The 20,823-nt window shown below is 66.5% G+C and carries 14 protein-coding genes and 3 rRNA genes; 5 read left to right on the top strand and 12 right to left on the bottom strand.

From position 1 onward, the window contains the following. Positions 1-8 precede the first annotated feature (8 nt). Together QE412_RS14820 and QE412_RS14815 are read right to left on the bottom strand one after the other, a co-directional pair. A complete protein-coding gene (locus tag QE412_RS14820; RefSeq protein ID WP_307485503.1) occupies positions 9-1,046 on the bottom strand; it encodes an HAD-IIA family hydrolase in 1,038 nt (345 codons plus the stop codon). After that, the gene (locus tag QE412_RS14815) at positions 1,043-1,744 is read right to left on the bottom strand and encodes a hypothetical protein (RefSeq protein WP_307485498.1); all 702 of its coding nucleotides are present in this window, start codon (positions 1,742-1,744) and stop codon (positions 1,043-1,045) included. Before QE412_RS14815 ends, QE412_RS14820 begins: the two co-directional genes overlap by 4 nt. 6 nt (positions 1,745-1,750) lie before the next feature. Here QE412_RS14815 and QE412_RS14810 point away from each other — a divergent pair, with 6 nt between their 5' ends. Beyond that, entirely contained in the window at positions 1,751-2,350 is a 600-nt protein-coding gene (locus QE412_RS14810; protein ID WP_307485495.1) for a hypothetical protein, read from the top strand. A gap of 218 nt (positions 2,351-2,568) precedes the next feature. On the opposite strand, the gene rrf is transcribed toward QE412_RS14810, so the two are convergent. The 6 genes from rrf to QE412_RS14780 form a co-directional block, all read right to left on the bottom strand. Next, positions 2,569-2,685: ribosomal RNA gene (rrf, locus tag QE412_RS14805) — 5S ribosomal RNA — on the bottom strand. 100 nt (positions 2,686-2,785) lie between these two features. Next, positions 2,786-5,898, bottom strand: a 23S ribosomal RNA gene (locus tag QE412_RS14800). Positions 5,899-6,314: 416 nt separating this feature from the next. Continuing rightward, positions 6,315-7,837 (bottom strand): 16S ribosomal RNA (locus QE412_RS14795). Together the 16S, 23S and 5S rRNA genes form the textbook arrangement of a ribosomal RNA operon. Positions 7,838-8,414: 577 nt before the next feature. Next, positions 8,415-9,656, bottom strand: coding sequence for a glycosyltransferase family 2 protein (locus tag QE412_RS14790; RefSeq protein ID WP_307485492.1), 1,242 nt, complete (start codon positions 9,654-9,656; stop codon positions 8,415-8,417). Between the two features lie 92 nt (positions 9,657-9,748). Continuing rightward, positions 9,749-10,744 carry a hypothetical protein gene (locus tag QE412_RS14785; RefSeq protein WP_307485488.1) on the bottom strand — a complete coding sequence of 332 codons (996 nt, stop codon included), beginning with the start codon at positions 10,742-10,744 and terminating at the stop codon, positions 9,749-9,751. After that, the gene (locus tag QE412_RS14780) at positions 10,741-11,682 is read right to left on the bottom strand and encodes a WcbI family polysaccharide biosynthesis putative acetyltransferase (RefSeq protein ID WP_307485486.1); all 942 of its coding nucleotides are present in this window, start codon (positions 11,680-11,682) and stop codon (positions 10,741-10,743) included. The genes QE412_RS14785 and QE412_RS14780 overlap by 4 nt, the downstream gene beginning before the upstream one ends. 203 nt (positions 11,683-11,885) lie before the next feature. Between QE412_RS14780 and QE412_RS14775 the strand changes: the two genes are divergently transcribed. From QE412_RS14775 to QE412_RS14760, 4 genes are read left to right on the top strand one after another with little or no spacing between them, the layout of a single operon-like run. Further along, the gene (locus QE412_RS14775; RefSeq protein WP_307485482.1) at positions 11,886-12,890 is read left to right on the top strand and encodes a glycosyltransferase; all 1,005 of its coding nucleotides are present in this window, start codon (positions 11,886-11,888) and stop codon (positions 12,888-12,890) included. Continuing rightward, positions 12,887-14,023, top strand: coding sequence for a glycosyltransferase (locus QE412_RS14770; protein WP_307485479.1), 1,137 nt, complete (start codon positions 12,887-12,889; stop codon positions 14,021-14,023). Before QE412_RS14775 ends, QE412_RS14770 begins: the two co-directional genes overlap by 4 nt. After that, positions 14,017-15,024, top strand: a complete 1,008-nt coding sequence (locus tag QE412_RS14765) for a hypothetical protein (protein ID WP_307485477.1) — start codon at positions 14,017-14,019, stop codon at positions 15,022-15,024. The genes QE412_RS14770 and QE412_RS14765 overlap by 7 nt, the downstream gene beginning before the upstream one ends. Further along, a complete protein-coding gene (locus QE412_RS14760) occupies positions 15,021-15,854 on the top strand; it encodes a galactosyltransferase-related protein (protein WP_307485474.1) in 834 nt (277 codons plus the stop codon). The genes QE412_RS14765 and QE412_RS14760 overlap by 4 nt, the downstream gene beginning before the upstream one ends. A 111-nt stretch (positions 15,855-15,965) precedes the next feature. Here the strand turns inward: QE412_RS14760 and QE412_RS14755 are convergent, their stop codons facing one another. The 4 genes from QE412_RS14755 to QE412_RS14740 are packed head-to-tail and all read right to left on the bottom strand — an operon-like array spanning position 15,966 to position 20,809. Then, positions 15,966-17,648, bottom strand: a complete 1,683-nt coding sequence (locus tag QE412_RS14755) for a glycoside hydrolase family 13 protein (protein WP_307485471.1) — start codon at positions 17,646-17,648, stop codon at positions 15,966-15,968. 28 nt (positions 17,649-17,676) lie between these two features. After that, entirely contained in the window at positions 17,677-18,588 is a 912-nt protein-coding gene (locus QE412_RS14750) for a carbohydrate ABC transporter permease (protein WP_307485468.1), read from the bottom strand. Then, positions 18,585-19,499 carry a carbohydrate ABC transporter permease gene (locus tag QE412_RS14745; RefSeq protein WP_307485465.1) on the bottom strand — a complete coding sequence of 305 codons (915 nt, stop codon included), beginning with the start codon at positions 19,497-19,499 and terminating at the stop codon, positions 18,585-18,587. The genes QE412_RS14750 and QE412_RS14745 overlap by 4 nt, the downstream gene beginning before the upstream one ends. Further along, positions 19,496-20,809, bottom strand: a complete 1,314-nt coding sequence (locus QE412_RS14740) for an ABC transporter substrate-binding protein (RefSeq protein WP_307485461.1) — start codon at positions 20,807-20,809, stop codon at positions 19,496-19,498. Before QE412_RS14740 ends, QE412_RS14745 begins: the two co-directional genes overlap by 4 nt. Positions 20,810-20,823 lie beyond the last annotated feature (14 nt).

Here is a 20,823-nt window from a genome sequence, read left to right as displayed (position 1 = left end):
TACCGAGGTCAGCGCACGCGGAACGGGTCGGCGTACAGCTTCTCGGGAACGCGGAAGCCGAAGATCGCGCGTCCGGAGTTCCAGATTGCTGCGGCTCCCGCGCGCAGCAGGTCGATCTGACGGTCCCCTTCTGCGAGGATGCGCAGATCGACGCCGTCGATCTCGACGATCGCATCGCCGACGCGCGTCCGCTCTCCCTTGACGATGGTGGCCGGGTACGGCTCGAAGAGTTGCCGCAGGTCTTCCACGATGTAGTCCGGACGTTGGGAGGCGATCGCGGCCAGTACCTGCTTCGGCCGGTCGATCCCCGTGAGCACGAGGACCGACGGTATGCCCGCGGTACGTGCACCCTGGATGTCGGTGTCGAGACGATCGCCGATGAACAGCGGAGCCCGTGCGCCGGTGCGCGAAAGCGCTTCGTCGAAGATGGGTCGCTCCGGTTTGCCCGCGATCGTGGCGAGCCGGCCCACCGCGGTGTGCACGGCCGAGACGAGCGTGCCGTTGCCCGGAGCGATGCCGCGCGCCTGGGGGATGGTCCAGTCGGTGTTCGTCGCCACCCACGGGATGCCGCCCTCTTCGACGGGGGTCGCGAGCGCATAGGCGGCCTCGGCCAGCTGCAGCCAGCCGACCTCGGGCGCGAAGCCCTGGACGACCGCGGCCGGCGCATCATCGGCGCTGCGCGTCACGACGAATCCGGCCTTCTCGACCTCGACGACGAGTCCTTCGCCGCCGACGACGAGGAGCGTGGAGCCCGCGGGCACCAGATCACGCATGAGGCGCATGGCAGCTTGGGGGCTCGTGGTTACGTCATCGGCGGCGACGCGCAGCCCCAGCGAGGTGAGGTGCGCCGCGACGGACGCGTCGGTGCGCGAGGCGTTGTTCGTGATGTACCCGAGGCGACGCCCTTCGTCGTGCGCCCGGTTCAGGCTGTCGACCGCGTGGGGAAGGGCGCCGGGACCGGCGTAGACCACACCGTCGAGATCGGCGAGCACCACGTCGATCCCGTCGAGCGGGGTCGCCTGGGCCTTGCTCTTCCCGAAGATCATCGCGGGTCGCCCTCCTCAGACGTGGACGCGTCCGCACCGGCGGTGTCCTGGCCCGCGTCCGCGCCATCGATCTCGTCGACATCCGCGCTGGGGATGACTCCGGATGCCACATCGACACCGCCTTCGTCGTCGATCAGGTCGATCTCCTCGACGACGATCACCTCACGGTCGGCGACGCCCGCCGCGGCGTCGAGTGCCTCGGCGGCGATCCTCGCGCGACGGTCCCACTCGGCAGCTTCCTCGTCGCGCCCGAGCTCCTCCAACACCGCTGCACGCGCCGCAAACAACGCGGGGCTCCACTCGAATGCCCGGTCGGGGTCCGCCTCGGGAATCTCGAGCTCCTGCAGAGCCCGATCGGTCTGGCCGAGATCCAGTCGCGCGCCCGACATCGCGATCGCCAGCTGAACCCGCACGGGGACGGACAGCGTCGACCGGTCGACGGCACGACCCTCCTCGAGGGCGCGATCGGGACGACCCACTCCACGCTCACTGTCGACGATCAGTGGCAACTGCTCGTCGGAGCCGGTGATGCGGCGGTGCGTGCGCAACTCGCGCAGCGCCAGCGCGAAGTCGCCCACGGCGTAGGCCGTGATCGCGACGGTCTCGCGCACGACGCCGACACGTCCCGCACTGCGGGAAGCCGCCAGCGCGTGCTGGTGGGCGAGTTCGGGGTCGTCGTCGATGAGTCGTGCAGCCATGGCCAGATGGCGCGCGACATTCTCCGCATTGTCCTTGCTCAGCGTCTTCAGCTCGTTGCGGGCCGCGCCGGGCAGGTCCCACGCGGTGACCTCCTCGGGGATCTCGGGACCGCGTTCGCGCCGATCCTGAGGCGGCCGCGTGACGCGGGCATCATCACGGTCGAAACGACGCGGCGCGCCCGCACCCGGGCGACGATCGCCCGAGGGGCGCCGATCGGCGCCCCGGAAACCGCGCACCTCCCCGTCACGACGGAATGGACGGTCACCGTCGCGCGGCGGACGCGCGTCGTTGTCGCGACGGAACGGACGGTCCCCCTCCCGGCGGACGGGACGATCACCATCGCGGGGCGGTCGGCCAGAACCCTGACCATCACGACGGACGGGACGGTCGCCGTCCCGTCCGGGACGGCCCGCACCCTGACCATCGCGACGGAAAGGACGGTCGCCGTCGCGACGTGCGGCTCGGTCGCCGTCACGTGGCGGTCGGCCAGAACCCTGACCATCACGACGGACGGGACGGTCTCCTTCTCGACGCGGACGGGAGTCCTTGTCCCGGTGGAACGGACGATCGCCGTCACGTCCGGCTCGGTCGCCGCCCGATCGTGACGAACGTCCCTCGTTGTCGCGACGGGAGGATCGGTCGCCACGCGGAGCTGGCCCCCCACCGCGAGACGACGGCGCGCGACCGGATGCGCGGTCGCCGGAGCGTCCTTCGTTGCTCTTGCGGTCGTTCGCGTCGTCGGTCGACATGACTGTCCTCCCCGGAAAAGGTCCGTAAATGCGAAATGGCCACCCAGCTTTGGGTGGCCATTTCGTTAAAGGAAGTCCGGCGGTGTCCTACTCTCCCACAGGGTCCCCCCTGCAGTACCATCGGCGCTGAGAGGCTTAGCTTCCGGGTTCGGAATGTAACCGGGCGTTTCCCTCTCGCTATGGCCGCCGAAACACTATTGATGTTTCAAAAACCAACAACGATCAATCATTGCTGCGTTCCCGACCGTACATCGAGAACCACTCAGTGGACGCAAGCACCAAAAACGGTGTGTTATCAAGTCATCGGCTTATTAGTACCGGTCAGCTTCACGTATTACTACGCTTCCACATCCGGCCTATCAACCCAGTAGTCTGGCTGGGAGCCTCTCACCCCAAAGGGCATGGAAGTCTCATCTTGAGGCCGGCTTCCCGCTTAGATGCTTTCAGCGGTTATCCATCCCGAACGTAGCTAATCAGCGGTGCTCCTGGCGGAACAACTGACACACCAGAGGTTCGTCCAACCCGGTCCTCTCGTACTAGGGTCAGATCCTCTCAAACTTCCTACGCGCGCAGCGGATAGGGACCGAACTGTCTCACGACGTTCTAAACCCAGCTCGCGTACCGCTTTAATGGGCGAACAGCCCAACCCTTGGGACCTACTCCAGCCCCAGGATGCGACGAGCCGACATCGAGGTGCCAAACCATGCCGTCGATATGGACTCTTGGGCAAGATCAGCCTGTTATCCCCGAGGTACCTTTTATCCGTTGAGCGACAGCGCTTCCACAAGCCACTGCCGGATCACTAGTCCCGACTTTCGTCCCTGCTCGACCTGTCAGTCTCACAGTCAAGCTCCCTTGTGCACTTACACTCGCCACCTGATTGCCAACCAGGTTGAGGGAACCTTTGGGCGCCTCCGTTACATTTTGGGAGGCAACCGCCCCAGTTAAACTACCCACCAGGCACTGTCCCTGAACCGGATCACGGTCCTAAGTTAGATATCCAGAGTGACCAGAGTGGTATTTCAACAATGACTCCACACTCACTGGCGTGAATGCTTCAACGTCTCCCACCTATCCTACACAAGCCACACCGAACACCAATACCAAGCTGTAGTAAAGGTCACGGGGTCTTTCCGTCCTGCTGCGCGTAACGAGCATCTTTACTCGTAATGCAATTTCGCCGAGTTCGCGGTTGAGACAGTTGGGAAGTCGTTACGCCATTCGTGCAGGTCGGAACTTACCCGACAAGGAATTTCGCTACCTTAGGATGGTTATAGTTACCACCGCCGTTTACTGGGGCTTAAATTCTCAGCTTCGCCTTGCGGCTAACCGGTCCTCTTAACCTTCCAGCACCGGGCAGGCGTCAGTCCGTATACATCGTCTTGCGACTTGGCACGGACCTGTGTTTTTAGTAAACAGTCGCTACCCACTAGTCTCTGCGGCCACCACACCCTTTCGGAGCAAGTCCTAATAAGTGGATGGCCCCCCTTCTCCCGAAGTTACGGGGGCATTTTGCCGAGTTCCTTAACCACGATTCTCTCGATCTCCTTGGTATTCTCTACCTGACCACCTGAGTCGGTTTGGGGTACGGGCAGCTAGAACCTCGCGTCGATGCTTTTCTCGGCAGCATAGGATCACCCACTTTTTATCCGCATCGTGTCTCAGCCTGAATGACTCCCGGATTTGCCTAAGAGTCGGCCTACGCACTTGCACCAGGACAACCATCGCCTGGCTTGGGCTACCTTCCTGCGTCACACCTGTTAATACGCTAGCCGCACCAGCATGGGGTCGAGCGTTCACACACACCCGCCTCACCCCGAAGGGATCAGCTAAAGCATGAGCTAGGACTCTTAGCACCACTGGATTGACTGGGGCGGTTCTTCGCCGGTACGGGAATATCAACCCGTTGTCCATCGACTACGCCTGTCGGCCTCGCCTTAGGTCCCGACTTACCCAGGGAAGATTAGCTTGACCCTGGAACCCTTGGTCTTTCGGAGGACGTGTTTCTCACACGTCTTTCGCTACTCATGCCTGCATTCTCACTCGTGTAGCGTCCACGGCTGGGTCACCCCGCCGCTTCACTCGCCACACGACGCTCTCCTACCCATCAACACGGCTGGACCACGAAGGCCTACCAAAAATGTCAATGCCACAACTTCGGTGGCGTGCTTGAGCCCCGTTACATTGTCGGCGCGGAATCACTTGACCAGTGAGCTATTACGCACTCTTTCAAGGGTGGCTGCTTCTAAGCCAACCTCCTGGTTGTCAAAGCAACTCCACATCCTTTCCCACTTAGCACGCGCTTAGGGACCTTAGTTGGTGGTCTGGGTTGTTTCCCTCTCGACTATGAAGCTTATCCCCCACAGTCTCACTGCTGCGCTCTCACTTACCGGCATTCGGAGTTTGGCTGACGTCAGTAACCTTGTAGGGCCCATCGGCCATCCAGTAGCTCTACCTCCGGCAAGAAACACGCAACGCTGCACCTAAATGCATTTCGGAGAGAACCAGCTATCACGAAGTTTGATTGGCCTTTCACCCCTATCCACAGCTCATCCCCTCAGTTTTCAACCTAAGTGGGTTCGGTCCTCCACGACGTCTTACCGTCGCTTCAACCTGGCCATGGATAGATCACTTCGCTTCGGGTCTAGGACACGCGACTGAATCGCCCTATTCAGACTCGCTTTCGCTACGGCTACCCCACACGGGTTAACCTCGCCACGTATCGCTAACTCGCAGGCTCATTCTTCAAAAGGCACGCTGTCACCCCTACTAAGGAGGCTCCAACGGTTTGTAAGCAAACGGTTTCAGGTACTATTTCACTCCCCTCCCGGGGTACTTTTCACCTTTCCCTCACGGTACTTGTCCGCTATCGGTCATCTGGGAGTATTTAGGCTTATCAGGTGGTCCTGACAGATTCACACGGGATTTCTCGGGCCCCGTGCTACTTGGGATACTCTTCACGCCAAGAACAGGCATTTCGACTACGGGGTTCGCACCCTCTATGACCGGCCATTCAAAACCGTTCGTCTATACCCTCTTGTCACGTCGACTGCTCGGCAGAACAATCAGAAAAGTCCCACAACCCCCAACATGCAACGCCTGCCGGCTATCACACACGCTAGGTTTAGCCTCTTCCGGTTTCGCTCGCCACTACTCACGGAATCGCTGTTGCTTTCTCTTCCTGTGGGTACTGAGATGTTTCACTTCCCCACGTTCCCTCTACCCGCCCTATATATTCAGGCGGGAGTCACCAGGTACGCACGCGCCCTGGCGGGGTTTTCCCCATTCGGACATCCTCGGATCAAAACTCGCTTATCAGTTCCCCGAGGCTTATCGCAGATTGCTACGTCCTTCTTCGGCTCCAGATGCCAAGGCATCCACCGTTTGCTCTTAAAGACTTGAAATCACATGAGTTGAATCGTCAAAAAATTGACTAATGATCTTTAAGATCATCTTCACGACACCATCCCGAAGGATCATGTCGAAGATGCTCGCGTCCACTGTGTAGTTCTCAAAGTACGGGCGGTACCCACCCCAGCAACCACAACCGTGGCGCCAGAACAGGCCCTCGAGGAACAGCCACCAACCACCACCAGCCTTCCGACTAGCCCGATCAGCGCCCGGCCCCTCAGGACCCAACAGCGTGCATGTCCCCACCCCTCCAACCCGGACCGTTCCCACAGCAAGCTGCGTACTAGACCCGAAGATATCGGCATGAGCACCAAGTCAAATGTTCCACCCATGAGCTAACCAGCAGCACACATTCGGTACTGACCTGGCGCCTGAACAACCCCACTACAGGGCGTCAGATGCTCCTTAGAAAGGAGGTGATCCAGCCGCACCTTCCGGTACGGCTACCTTGTTACGACTTAGTCCTAATTACCGATCCCACCTTCGACGGCTCCCTCCACAAGGGTTAGGCCACCGGCTTCAGGTGTTACCGACTTTCATGACTTGACGGGCGGTGTGTACAAGACCCGGGAACGTATTCACCGCAGCGTTGCTGATCTGCGATTACTAGCGACTCCGACTTCATGAGGTCGAGTTGCAGACCTCAATCCGAACTGGGACCGGCTTTTTGGGATTCGCTCCACCTCACGGTATTGCAGCCCTTTGTACCGGCCATTGTAGCATGCGTGAAGCCCAAGACATAAGGGGCATGATGATTTGACGTCATCCCCACCTTCCTCCGAGTTGACCCCGGCAGTATCCCATGAGTTCCCACCATTACGTGCTGGCAACATAGAACGAGGGTTGCGCTCGTTGCGGGACTTAACCCCAACATCTCACGACACGAGCTGACGACAACCATGCACCACCTGTTCACCAGTGTCCAAAGAGTCCCGTATTTCTACGGTGTTCTGGTGTATGTCAAGCCTTGGTAAGGTTCTTCGCGTTGCATCGAATTAATCCGCATGCTCCGCCGCTTGTGCGGGTCCCCGTCAATTCCTTTGAGTTTTAGCCTTGCGGCCGTACTCCCCAGGCGGGGAACTTAATGCGTTAGCTGCGTCACGGAAACCGTGGAATGGTCCCCACAACTAGTTCCCAACGTTTACGGGGTGGACTACCAGGGTATCTAAGCCTGTTTGCTCCCCACCCTTTCGCTCCTCAGCGTCAGTTACGGCCCAGAGATCTGCCTTCGCCATCGGTGTTCCTCCTGATATCTGCGCATTCCACCGCTACACCAGGAATTCCAATCTCCCCTACCGCACTCTAGTCTGCCCGTACCCACTGCAGGCCCGAGGTTGAGCCTCGGGATTTCACAGCAGACGCGACAAACCGCCTACGAGCTCTTTACGCCCAATAATTCCGGATAACGCTTGCGCCCTACGTATTACCGCGGCTGCTGGCACGTAGTTAGCCGGCGCTTTTTCTGCAGGTACCGTCACTCTCGCTTCTTCCCTGCTAAAAGAGGTTTACAACCCGAAGGCCGTCATCCCTCACGCGGCGTTGCTGCATCAGGCTTCCGCCCATTGTGCAATATTCCCCACTGCTGCCTCCCGTAGGAGTCTGGGCCGTGTCTCAGTCCCAGTGTGGCCGGTCACCCTCTCAGGCCGGCTACCCGTCGACGCCTTGGTGAGCCATTACCTCACCAACAAGCTGATAGGCCGCGAGCCCATCCCAGACCGAAAAATCTTTCCAACCCCCACCATGCGGTGAAAGCTCATATCCAGTATTAGACGCCGTTTCCAGCGCTTATCCCAGAGTCCAGGGCAGGTTGCTCACGTGTTACTCACCCGTTCGCCACTGATCCACCAAGCAAGCTTGGCTTCACCGTTCGACTTGCATGTGTTAAGCACGCCGCCAGCGTTCATCCTGAGCCAGGATCAAACTCTCCGTAAAAGAAAAATGCCGCCCAACCGGAATAAGGCCGGGACAAGCGAGTTCAATCTGACCAAAAAGATAAATCATTGCTGACTATCCATCGCCAACCCCCGAAAGAGTTGGACTTTGATCCAAAGGAATTTCTCGCAATCCGAAAAACGGACCGACGAGGAATAAATTGGCATTTGACAAGTGCACGCTGTTGAGTTCTCAAGGAACGGACGCACCCACAGAAACGATCTCTCGACCTACCCGTGAGGCAGTTCACTTCTCTTGTGTGCCGCCTCGACCGTCAAAACAACGCAGAGCTACTTCGCGAAGAAGAGTTTGTGTCGATGACATGTGCCGAGTGGCAGGATCCCAACCTTAGACCAGAAAGACGAAACTTTCAAGTGTTTGTATTGGGGGCGGTTCACCACTTGAGAGGACGCGGGGCCTTTCGGCCGCTCCGCTCTCCCCTGTGGGGCGAACAAGTAATAAGTTACGCGGATCCCGCCCACTCGTCCAATCCACAGCGCCGCCCGGGCGTGTCGCACACCCGAAACCGCGGAAAAACGCGGCAGAACGTGTGCTCAGCGACGAACGGTGGTGTTCCTCAGACGAGGCGGTCCTTCCCGCCCCACTCTCCGACCCATGCCTCGAGGTGCGGCTCGTCACGGACGGCGTGCACGCCCTCGAAGGTCACGGCCTGCTCCTCGAATCCCGCGGACGTGCCCCACCGCTGCAGACGTCGCCGTGCGCGTCGCGCCTCAGCGCGTCCGATGGCGACGCCCTCCTGCGACACCACGCGAAGCGAACCCCGTCCGTCGTGGCCCAACGACGCCAGGGCCGCCGACAACGGGCTCGGGTCGAGGATCACCACGGCCCGCTCGAGGCGAAGGGTGACGCGCACGTCGTCGTCGAGACCCCCATCGTCCACGCGTACGCGGGGGTCGCCGCCGATCAGAGGCTCGTCACTCGGATCCGGCAGAACCACCGTCGCGCGGGGGAACGCCGCGAGGAGGGAATCGACGCACGCGAACTGCGCCGACGCCGGGAGCTGCGCGGGCAGATGCACGAGCAGGTCCGGCTTCGCCGGAAGAAGTCCACGCCCCGCGGATCCCGCCACCGGGATCATCGACGCGAGCCGCATCGTCTGACGATTGCCCTCGCGAGCGCGGTCGACCCCTTCGCGGTCGGCCCAGTCGGGTCCGTCGTGCCAGGCCACGGCATCGGGCACGTGCGCCAGCACCGCACCCGCCTGCCACGCGCGGTGCGCCCACTCCCAGTCCTCGCCGCCGTACGACGAGAATGATTCGTCGAATCCCCCGAGCTCTTCGAAGAACGTCCGTGAGCACGCCGCCACCGCGCTGATGACATACCGGTACGAGCGGTCGTCGGCGTGGAGAAGGTTCTCGCTACGGGTGTAGGCCTCGCGCAACCACGCCGGCTCGGGCAGCTCGCGGGTGGGCCCCGCCTGCTCGACGGGTGTTTCGGCAGCGAGTCCCGCCAGATCGGCATGCCGCCTCCGCCCGACCGTCACTGCCTCCGGGAGCAGGGCGGGAAGGCGCGAGAGGCGACGCACGTACGACGGCTCCGGGGCGGTGTCGGCGTCGAGGAAACAGAGCACCTCGCCCGTCGCTGCCGCGGCACCCAGATTACGGGCGGCGGCGGCACGGAACCCCCGATCTTCCTGGCGCACCAGCCGCACCCCCGCCGGAACCGTGGGCTCGCGGGGCGAACCGTCGTCGGCGACGATGATCTCCACCAGCTCGGACGGGTGGTCCTGCCGCTGAAGCGCGACGAGCGTACGCGCGAGCTCGTCGGGTTGGTCATAGTGCGTCACGATGACGCTCACCCGCGGGGGTTCCGGCTGTCGGTCCGCCACCAAGTCCCATCGGTTGCCCGGGACCCATGGCATCCGTTCGTTCCAGCGCTGGTCGCCGACCGTCACCGGAACACCTCCGCCCACCAGCGCACATAGGATCGGGCGGCGTCGGACCGACCGAACGGCACCGGGTCGATGCCGTGCCAGGTGCCGGCGGCATCGCCGCGCGCCGTACTCACCGCCACGGCCAACGCGTCGGAATCCACGACCTGGAGAGTGCCCGGGCGCAGGGCAGCCATCTCGTCGACATACCGGTTGCGCACCGCGACGGGACGCCTGCCCCAACCGATCCAGGAGGCGAGGGATCCCGACGCCGACACGTGCCGGTGGGCGATGACGGGAACCGCGACCCGGCGGGCCCGCTGCACCATGTCAGCGTCGTCGAGCCATCCCGTCACCTCGACCGCGACACCCCGGTCGGCGGCCCGGCGAACGAAGGCCTCGAGATCGGCACCGTGACCGTCGGAGGCCCGCCCCAGCACGACCAGGCGCGTCATCCCCGCGGCGGCCGTCGCGACAAGCGCCTCGTCATGCCCCTTCCCGGGGTAGAAGTACCCCAGCACGCCGACTGCGTCATCGCTCGGCCCGGGGTCCGTGGGCGCCACGCTCTGCACCGGCAACGGGACGACCTCGACCGCGCCGTGCCAGACCTCCTCTTCGCGCAGGAGTTCATGCTCGTGCACGCTGTTGACCGCGACACCCCGGGCGGCCTCGGCGACCGCTCGATAAAACGCCCGACGGCGGGGCAGATTGCGCTCTCCGTCGGATGCTTGCGGAACGTCGTGCAACGTCACGGCGAGCGGATGCCGGCCGGCCAGAGCCGTGAGGGCGCGCGCGGCCTCCTCGGGAGAGGCACCCCACAACCGATCGGTCACGTGAGCGTGCACGGGCGTGCCGGCCGGGACCGCCGCGAGGGCGTCGGGTGCGCTCAGCCGGGTTCCGAGGGCATGCCGGATCACCTCGGCGGCGATCTCGCGGGCGTAGACCGCGACCCCGTGGGACCCGGGGTGCACGAGCAGCACGGGCACGGCGGCATCCGGGATCGACGACGCGCTCACGCGGCAGCCCCCCACGTGAGCAGCAGCGGCTCCATGCGCGCGACGACGGCGGCCAGGAGCGGGGGCCGCTCGGCGTAGAAGGCCAGGTGCGCCTCGCGCACGACGGCGGCGGGAAGGACCTCGCCGGCGACGATCCAGTCGGGCCGGGGCTCGGCATCCAGGTTCCACGCGTCGACGACCCAGCTCTCGAGGGGCGCGCGAACGCTCGCCAACAGGGGCCGGCCCGGGTCGACGACGCGTCCGGGAGCGCCGAGGGCTTCGACGAGACGCTCGCCGAGCGGGAGGAAGAGGGCGTTGCCCGGGTGGTTGACCGTGCGCGCCAGATCGTCGACCACGGGGGACAGCAGATCGGATGCCGGGATGTCCAGCCCCAGCGCCTCACGGCGACGCAGCTCGGCGACCGACGCATCGGCGAGCGCGCGCACTGCCGCGGGGGAAATCTCCGAGGGCACGGGTCGCCCCGCCGCCTCGGCGACCGTGCGGACGTCGTGATAAGCCACGAGCGGCGGATCCTCGGGGTATTCGGGCAAGCGCAGAACCGCCTGGAAGGGGTGAAGCCCGGCGAAGCGCACGGCCGGGACGGCCACCACGCGCGCTGACGGCGGCAGCGACGCGCGCAGCTGGGCGGTGCCCAGAGGCAGGCCGCGATAATCGTCGCGGATGGGCTGAACGACCAGGAAGGCCGCCGCGGCGAGAAGGCCGTGCAGGCGTGCCGCATCGGCGGCGGTGAGTTCGTGAACGGCCGGGACGCGGATCGCGGGAAGCTCCTCCGAGGCGATCACGAGCCGCAACGACTCGGCCTGGCAATTGCCCACGACCAGGCCGAAATCTGCGGGAAGCGGGGCCTCGCCGAAGAACTCGGCGTAGTGCCGACGACGCGCTATCACCGCCTCGCCGTGGTCCGCAAGGCTTCCTGGCCGCGCCGTGTCGACACCCATGATGTGAACGTATCCGTCGGTGCCATCGTCGTCCCAACCGCCCCCTTGCATTGCGATGTGCCTGGCGATGCGGTACGCGCACCGTCACGCACTCGAACGCACGAGGAGGAGAGAAGATCGTCGCCACCACCGTCCCCCCGGTCCGAATCGCAGCCGTTCCCTCGGCACATCCCTACGTCATCGCCGTCACCGATCCCGATCGCGTGACCCTGCTCGCCGACCCGCCGCCCCCGGGCGCACCGGCCGGCCAGTGGTGGCCTCCTCAGGTGCTGCTTCCCGCGTGGCTGGAGGCCCACGCGGCGGACTTCGACCTGGTGCACGTGCATTTCGGCATCGAGTCGTACAGCGCCACCGAGCTGCGGGAGACGGTGACCGCCCTCCGACGGCTCGGAAAGCCGTTCGTCTACACGGTGCACGACCTCGACAACCCGCAGCTGACGACGCAGGACGAACACCGCGCGTCACTCGAGGTGCTCACTGCCGCCGCCGACGCCCTCATCACCCTCACCGATACCACCGACGGCGAGGTCCGCGCGATCGCGCGGCGTCCGACGACCGTGATCGCGCACCCGACGCTGCTGCCCGACGCACCGCGCCCGGTGGGCCGGGTGCACGACGTCGCCCGGGTCGGCGTGCACCTGCGTGATCTACGGCCCAACATCGACGGCGTCGGAACCTGCGCCACCCTGGTACGCGCCGTGGCCGACCTGCGCGCGCAGGGCACGCGGGTCGAGGCCGTGGTGCGACTGAACGAGCGGGTCCGCGACGACGAGGCCGCGGCATCCATCGACCTCCTCGCCCGAGGTGCCGACGGTGTGAGCGTCGAGCACGGACCACGCCTCGACGACGCCGCCCTCGCGGCGTGGCTCGCCGACCTCGACGCGTGCGTGCTCCCCTACCGCCACGGCACCCAGTCGGGGTGGGCGGAGCTCTGCTACGACCTCGCCGTCCCCGTCATCGGCACCCGCGTCGGACACATCGCCGCGCAGCATCCGGGCGACTTCCACTCCTTCGACGTCGGCGACCCCCTCTCGCTCGCCCGGGCGATCGTGGATGCCGCCTCGCCGGGGTGGTCGCGGCCGGGTTCGCCGTCACGCGCGGCTGAGGTCGACCGCCGCCGTGGCCAGCGCCTCGCGGAGCGGGGGCGAGTGCGCGCGGCGCACGTCGAGGTGTACCGCAGCGCGCTCACGAGGGTGGTCGCGGCATGATCCGGGCAACGCGTCTGCTGCGGGTGCTCGTCGTGGCGCCCTCGCGATACCCGCTGCGCCAGCCGCACGCGGGCGGGCTCGAGGCGTGCGTCTGGGACCGCGTGCGCTGGCTGCGCTCGCGGGGCCACGAGGTGACGCTGTGCGCGGCGGAGGGATCGGATTTCCTCGGTGACGTCGAGGAGTTCCACCTCCCCACGCCGGCCTGGACGCGCCCGGAGGAGGCATCGGACACCGAGTACCCGAGCGGCTACGCGGCCGCCGTCGACGCTGCCTTCGACGCCGCGCGCGAGCGTCTGATCACCGATCGGCACCTGTACGACGTCGTCGACAACCACAGCCTCCACGCCGCCCCGATCCGGTGGAGTCGCGACGCGGACATCCCCGTCGTGACGACCCTGCACACCCCGCCGCTCGAACCGATGCTGGAGGCGTCCGCAGACCTGGGCGACAGCGCGCACCGTTTCGTCGCCGTCAGTCAGGCCACGGCCCGCGCGTGGTCGGTCGAGGGCGTCGACGCCTTCGTCTTCCCGAACGGCATCGACACGGACCAGTGGACGCGCGGTACCGGCGGCACGTCATGGGTGTGGTCGGGACGCGTGGTTCCGGAGAAGGCGCCACATCTCGCGATCGAGGCCGCACGATCGGCCGACGCCCACATCGTTCTGGCGGGTCGCATCGGCGACGTCGACTACTTCGAGCAAGAGGTGGTGCCGCGCCTCGGGGTGCACGCCCGCTACGTGGGTCCGCTGCGCCAGCCCGACCTGTGCCGCCTCGTCGGCTCATCGGCCGTCGCCCTGGTGACGCCCATGTGGGAGGAACCCTTCGGCCTCGTCATCGCCGAAGCGTTGGCCACCGGCACCCCGGTCGCGGCGTTCGACATCGGCGGCGTGTCGGAGGTGCTCGCCGGGATCCCGGGATCCGCCACCGTGATGCCGGGCGACGTCGTCGCGCTGGGCACGGCAGCGGCGGAGCTGGCCGCGCAGGGAGCGCGCGAACCCCTGACCCGCGTGTGGACACGTCGGGCGGCGGTGCGTCAGCACTCGCTCGCGCAGCGGTACCGGGAAGTCGAGCGCGTGCTCGCCCACACCTCGCAGCCCGTCGCGGCGCGCCGCGTGCCGGCGGTGTCATGGTGATCGGCTGGTACGTCCACCACCACGGCTTCGGTCACATCGCACGGCTGCTCGCGGTGCGCCCGCACGTGCGGACGAGCGTCGTCGTGTTCTCATCTCTTCCCCGCCCCGCCGGACTCGACGCGGCGACCGAGTGGATCGAACTGCCCGGGGACGCCGACACGGTGGAGAGCTCGGACGGCTCGAACATCGACCCGCGCGACGCCGACCCGACCGCGCGCGGCCATCTGCACTGGGCCCCGCACGATCACCCGGGACACCGCGCACGGCTCGCGACGATCGCGGCCACCGCGTCGCAACGCGGATTGGCCGCCTTCGTCGTCGACGTGAGCGCCGAGGTCGTCGCCTTCGCCCGCTTGCTCGGGCTCCGCACGATCGCCGTGACGCAGCCCGGCGCACGCACCGACGCCCCGCACGCTCTCGCCTACGCCCTCGCCGACAGGATCGTCGCCCCGTGGGCGCACGGCGCCGTGCCCACGCCGGCGCTCGCGGCGCACGGCGACCGCGTGGTGTGGACCGGCGGCATCTCACGCTACGACGGGCGCGCCGCCGAGCAGCCTTCGTCACGGCGGTCGGTGCTGCTGCTCGGACGCGTGCTCGAGCCCGCCGTGCGCGCGGACGTCACCGACCGCCTGACCGCTCGCGGGTGGCGAGTCGACGCCGTGGGCTACGACGACGCCTCGCGCATCGACGATCCCTGGCCGCTCCTCACGCGCAGCACCGTCGTCGTGAGCGCGGCGGGTCAGAACAGTGTCGCCGACCTCGCCGCATCCGGCAGCCGGGCCGTGGTCGTCGCGCAGGCTCGCCCCTTCGACGAGCAGCGGGCCACCGCCGACGCCTTGCAGCGGTGGGGTCTGGCACGACGCGCCGACGAGCACGCCACGGCCGAGAGCCTCGTCGACCACATCGAGCGGGCGGCAGGCGCCGAGCCCGACTGGTCGCGGTGGCAGGTCGCGGGCGCCGCCGAACGCATGGCCGCCGCCGTCGAAGCCGTTCTGCCGTGAGAACCGCCGTCATCACGGTCGCGTCGTCGGCGCGGCGCGAACACTTCGAGCGTCAACGTCGCGTGCTGGCCGAGGTCGCCGCCGACATCGTGCGGGTCGAAGCGTGGCTCGACGAGACCGCTCCGGCCGGGATCCAGGATGCCGAGAGCCTCACGCTGCACGTGCCGCCCGGGCCCGTGGGACTCCGGGTCGGAGAGGGACGCAACCGCGCGGCCGAGGCGGCCGTCGCCGCGGGCGCGAAGCTGCTGGTGTTCCTCGACGTGGACTGCCTGCCCGGGCCCGACCTGCTGCCCGCCTATCGCTCCGCGGCCGCCGCGTACCCGGACGCGCTGTTGGCCGGACCCGTGACGTACCTGGCGAGCGTGCAGCGCCCCGAAAGCGCAGCCGATCTGCCGTTTCTCACTCGGCCTCACCGCGCTCGCCCCGCCCTGCCGCTCGGTGTGAACCGCCGAGCGACCGCGGCCGAGTACGACCTCTTCTGGTCGCTGTCGTTCGCCGTGGCTCCGCCGACCTGGGAGCGCATCGGCGGCTTCGCGCCCGTGTATGAGGGTTACGGCGCGGAAGACACCGATCTGGCCTGGTCGGCGCGCGCCCGCGGCGTCGAGATGCGCTGGGTCGGGGGTGCAGACGCCTACCACCAGTGGCATCCGGTGTCCTCTCCCCCGTGGCAGCACCTCGACGACATCCTGCGCAACGGCGCGATGTTCCACGAGCGATGGGGCGTGTGGCCCATGAGCGGCTGGCTGGAGGCGTTCGCCGCCGCCGGCGCGATCGAGCGACGCGGCGGGGGATGGGCGCGGGTGCACGGACGCGGCCGCCAACCCCGTTGAGTGTCCAGGAAACGCCGTATCGCGGCCGACCACAACGGCGTGTCATGGACACTCAACAGGGGTTTTACGGGGGGGGGGGGAGGGGAGGGGGGGAGGGGGGGAGCGGGGGAGTTAGGAGCGGCGGAGCCAGACCGTCGTCTCGGCGGGGAGGGCGTCGCCGGTGAGCTCGGCGCTGGACAGCAGCACCTCGCCGGCGGGAAGCGGCGCCGACTCCGTGCCGAAGTTGGTCACGACCGTCCAGCCGTTCGGGCGCTCGAACGCCACCACGTCGTCGCGGCCCGCGTCGATCCACTGCAACTGCTCGTCGGTCTGCAGCTCGTGGCGCAGGTCGAGCGCCCGGCGGTACAGCGAGAGCGTCGAGGCCGGGTCGCCGTCCTGTCGGTCGACCGCATAAGCGCTGAACCACGCAGGCTGCGGCAAGTGGGCACCCTTCGCGCCGAAGCCGAACGCGGACCCCTCCGCGGTCCACGGCAGAGGCACACGGCATCCGTCGCGCCCCTGGTCAATGCCGGGGCTGCGGAAGAACGTGGGGTCCTGCCGATCGGCGTCGGGGATCTCGGCGACCTCGTGCAGGCCCAGCTCCTCGCCCTGGTAGAGGTACGCCGAACCCGGGAGGCCCAGGACGAACGTCGCTGCGGCGCGTGCGCGGCGCTCGCCGCGAGCCGTGTCGAGCACGGGAGTCTCGCCACCGGACAGCAGCCACTCGTTGCCGTGCTTGCGGGTCGGGCGTCCGTCGGCGCCGCGCTCGGCATCCGGGAGGCCGTAGCGGGTCGCGTGACGCACGACGTCGTGGTTCGACAGCACCCACGTGGTCGACGAGCCCGACTCCGCCGCGAGCGCGAGGTTGTCGGCGACGATCCGGCGGAACTGCGCGGGGTCGAAGTCGGCCTCGAGCAGGTCGAAGTTGAACGCCTGGCCCAGGCTCTCGGCGCTGGCGTACAACGGCACGCGCGAGGGGTGCACCCACGCCTCGGCGACGGCGGTGCGCGGCGGATCGTACGAGTTGAAGACCTCGCGCCACTCGGCGTAGACCTCGTGGACGTCGTCGCGGTCGATCAGGGGGTGCGTGCCGTCGAACGGCAGCGCCTCGAGCTGGGCGCGCGAGGGCAGGGGCTCAGTCAGGTCCTTGGTGAGCATGTGCGCCACGTCGATGCGGAACCCGTCGACCCCGCGGTCGCTCCAGAAACGCAGCGTCGTGAGGAAGTCGTCGCGCACCTCGCGGTTGTCCCAGTTCAGGTCGGGCTGCGACACGTCGAAGTTGTGCAGGTACCACTGCCCGTCATCGACGCGCTCCCACGCCGACCCGCCGAAGAGCGACTCCCAGTCGGTCGGCGGCTCGGCGCCGTCGACGCCGGTGCCCTCGCGGAAGATGTACCGCTCGCGGGCTGCGGAGCCGCGGCCGGCGGCGAGCGCCTCCTGGAACCACACGTGCTTGTCGGAGGTGTGGTTCGGCACGATGTCGACGACGATCCGGATGCCGTGGGCGTGCAGCTGCGCGATGAGCTCGTCCATGTCGGCCAGGGTCCCGAGCTTGGGGTCGACGTCGCGGTAGTCGGCGACGTCGTATCCGCCGTCGGCGAGGTCGGAGGGGTAGAAGGGGCTGAGCCAGATGGCATCCACCCCCAGCTCGGCCAGGTACGGCACGCGCGAGGTGATGCCCTTGATGTCGCCCAGGCCGTCGCCGTCGGTGTCGGCGAAGCTGCGGGGATACACCTGGTAGACGACGGCCTGGCGCCACCAGTCGGGGGCGTCGGAGAGCTCGCGGGTCTGCACGGAGGGTGCGGCGGTGGTCACGGTTGTCCTTTCGAGGGGGTGGTCGGTGTCAGCCCTTGACGGCGCCCTGCGTCACGCCCGCCATCACCCATCGCTGGGTGAACAGGTAGGCGACGATCGCGGGGGCCATGGCCATGAGGTACGAGGCGAAGGCCACGTTGTAGTTGTTGCTGAACTGCGTCTGGAAGAGGTTCTGGCGCACCGGCAGGGTCTGCAGCGCCGGGTCGCTGATGATGAGCGAGGGCATCATGAAGTCGTTCCAGGCGTAGAGGAACGCGAAGATGCCGACCGTCGCGCTCATCGGAGCCAGAAGCGGGAAGATGAGCCGCCAGAACGTCTGCCAGGTCGTCGCGCCGTCGATGCGCGCGCTCTCTTCGAGCTCGAGCGGAATGGAGCGCAGGAACGCCGTGAACAACAGCACGCTGAAGCTCAACTGGAACATCGTGGCGAGGATGATCACGCCGACGGGGTTGTCGAGACCGACGCGGCCGGTGAGCTGGATCTGCGGGAGCGCGACCACCGGGAACGGGATGAACATCGCCGCGAGCAGGTAGAAGAACGAGTAGCGGAAGAGCTTGCGGTCCCAGTTGCGGGCGATCGCGTACGAGGCGAAGGCGGCGAGGACAATCGTCGCGACGACCGTGCCGGCCGTCACGAACAGCGAGACCGCGAGCCCCACGGGGAACTTCGTCAGGGTCCACGCCTGGACGAACCCGTCGAAGCTGATCGGCGACGGGAACGAGAAGGCGTTGCCGTCGACCACCTGGGTGCCGCTCTTCAGCGCCATCGAGATGGTGACGTACAGCGGCAACAGCACGGTCAGCGTGCAGAGCACCAGGATGGTCGTCGCCGACCAGTTGATGCGCTCCGTGCCGACGCGGCGGACACGGGCGCCCCGACGGGAGGGCACGGCGAGCTCGGCCTGCTCGAAGGCGAGCGCGGGCTGGTTGAGAGCGGTCATGACAGGGTGTTCCTTCCCCGGGTCAGCGAGAGCTGCAGGAGCGAGATGACGACGGCGACGATGAAGAACAGGGCCGCGTTCGCCATCTGGTACGCGTAGTCACCGCCGTTGAATCCCAGAATGATCGACATCGCGACGCTCCGCGTCGCGGTGCCGGGACCACCGCCGGTGAGACCGACGATGATGTCGTAGGCGTTCAGGAAGCCCTTGAAGCCCAGGATGACGTTGATCACGACGTACCCCGCCACGAGCGGAAGCGTGATGCGCAGGAGCTGCTGCGTCTTGCTCGCCCCGTCGAGACCGGCCGCTTCGTACACGTCTCCGGGCACGGAGAGCAGGCCCGCGATGTAGATGAGCAGCGTCCCGGGGATCGCCTGCCACGCGGTGACGATCACGATCGCGACCCACGCCAGGTCGGGATTGGCCAGCAGGCTCGTCTCGAGCCACGGGATGCCGAGCGAGGCTCCGGCCTGCGGGACGGAGTTGCTGAAGAGGAAGTTGAAGACGTAGGCGATGATGATGCCCGAGATCACCATCGGGATGACGAAGACCGTGCGCAGCGCCTTCTTGAAGCGGATCTGCGCGGTGAGCCCCACCGCGAGCAGGAAGGCCGCGATGTTGACGACGATGACGGTGGCGACCGAGAACCCGAACGTGAACAGGTAGGCCTGCAGGATGGCCGGGTCGCTGAAGATGGCGATGTAGTTGGTGAGCCCCGTGAAGTTCCACTCCCCCAGACCGATCGAGTCGGTGAAGCTGAAGAAGATCCCGATGATGCCGGGCACCGTGATGGCGAGGGTGAAGAGCACCAGGGTGGGGAGCAGGAATAGGTAGTAGATCGGCTCGACGCGGCGGCTGCTGCGACGCACGGTCGCTTTGCCGCCCGTGACGATCGTGGTCGTCGTGGTCATCGCGCGGCCTCCTCGCCGGATGCGTCGGTCGTCGAGGCCGGCGGTTGGCGGAAGGCGAGCCGCGACCAGTCCTCGTCCATGGTGCTCAGGGTGGCTTGCGGCGAGGCGCCGAACAGCATCGCCTGCACGTAGTTGAAGACCGGGATGGTCTTGGGCACGAGCACGGAGGCGCCCTGGTAGATGCGGCCCTCGTCGTAGTAGGGGATCATCCCCGCGATGCGGGGGTCGCTCGGCGAGGGGGCATCCTTCGTCGGGGCGAAGCCGAGCTGCGACTCGTTGTAGGCCTCGATCACCTCGGGCTGGTACAGGTACTCGAGGAAGTCGCGGGCGGCATCCTTGTGCCGGGATGCCTCGGGGATGATGGCCGCGAGGTCCATGTTGACGCGGACCTTCAAGTCGGCCGGGTCATCGGTCATCGGCAGCGGGAACGTACCGACCGGGAGGTCGGGCGAGGTCTTGGCGATCTCGCCGAGCGCCCACGGCCCCTGCAGGTACATCGCCGCCTGCCCCTGGGCGAACGCGAGGTTGCCGTCGCCGTAGGCCCGGCTCTCGGCATCCGGGTTCGTGTAGTTCTCGGCGAGCTGGAGCATGCGCTCCATCGGCTCGGTGAAGTCCTTGGCGAACGACACCGTCGACTGCGGGCCGACGTCGGCGCCCTCGGCGGCGAGGTCGTCGAAGAAGTCGATGACGTTCAGCGATCCGCCGACGGAGTAGTCGTACCAGCCCTGACCGACGGTCCAGTCGTCTTTGAAGGTGCCGTAGAAGGGCGTGACGCCGTTCGCCTTCAGCGTCTCGGAACCCTGCAGCAGCTCGTCCCACGTGGTGGGGACCTCGAGGCCGTACTGCTCGAAGATCTGCTGGTTGTAGATCACCGACGCGGCCATGACCGAGTAGGGCAGCGCGCTGGTTCGCCCCTCGCACGAGCCGTACTGGTCCATGAGGGGCTGAAGGTCGGCGCGCACCGTGCTCGCGGCCGTCGTGTCGGAAAGGTCGCTCAGCGCGCACCGCTGCACGAAACGGGCGGTCTCGTAGTTGTAGTTGGCGAGCATGATGTCGGGCGGGTTGCCGCGCACGAAGCTCGCCGACACGACGTCGACGCCCGAGGCATCCATCTCGACCCGCACCTTGTCCTGCGAGGCGTTGTACTGCGCGACGACGTCGTTCATGAACGTCAGCGCCTCGCGCTTGCTGAAGGTGAAGCGGATCGTCTCGCGCCCGTCGGTGGAACAGCCTGCGAGCATCGCCGCCCCCAGCACTCCCACCGCGGTCGCGGCGACCCATCGTCGCCCGGCCCTGGTCTTCGTCGACACCTGGTTCCTCCTCG

The organism is Microbacterium trichothecenolyticum, assembly GCF_030818955.1.
Taxonomy (GTDB): domain Bacteria; phylum Actinomycetota; class Actinomycetes; order Actinomycetales; family Microbacteriaceae; genus Microbacterium; species Microbacterium trichothecenolyticum_B.
This window is presented reverse-complemented; position numbering and strand designations above follow the sequence as displayed.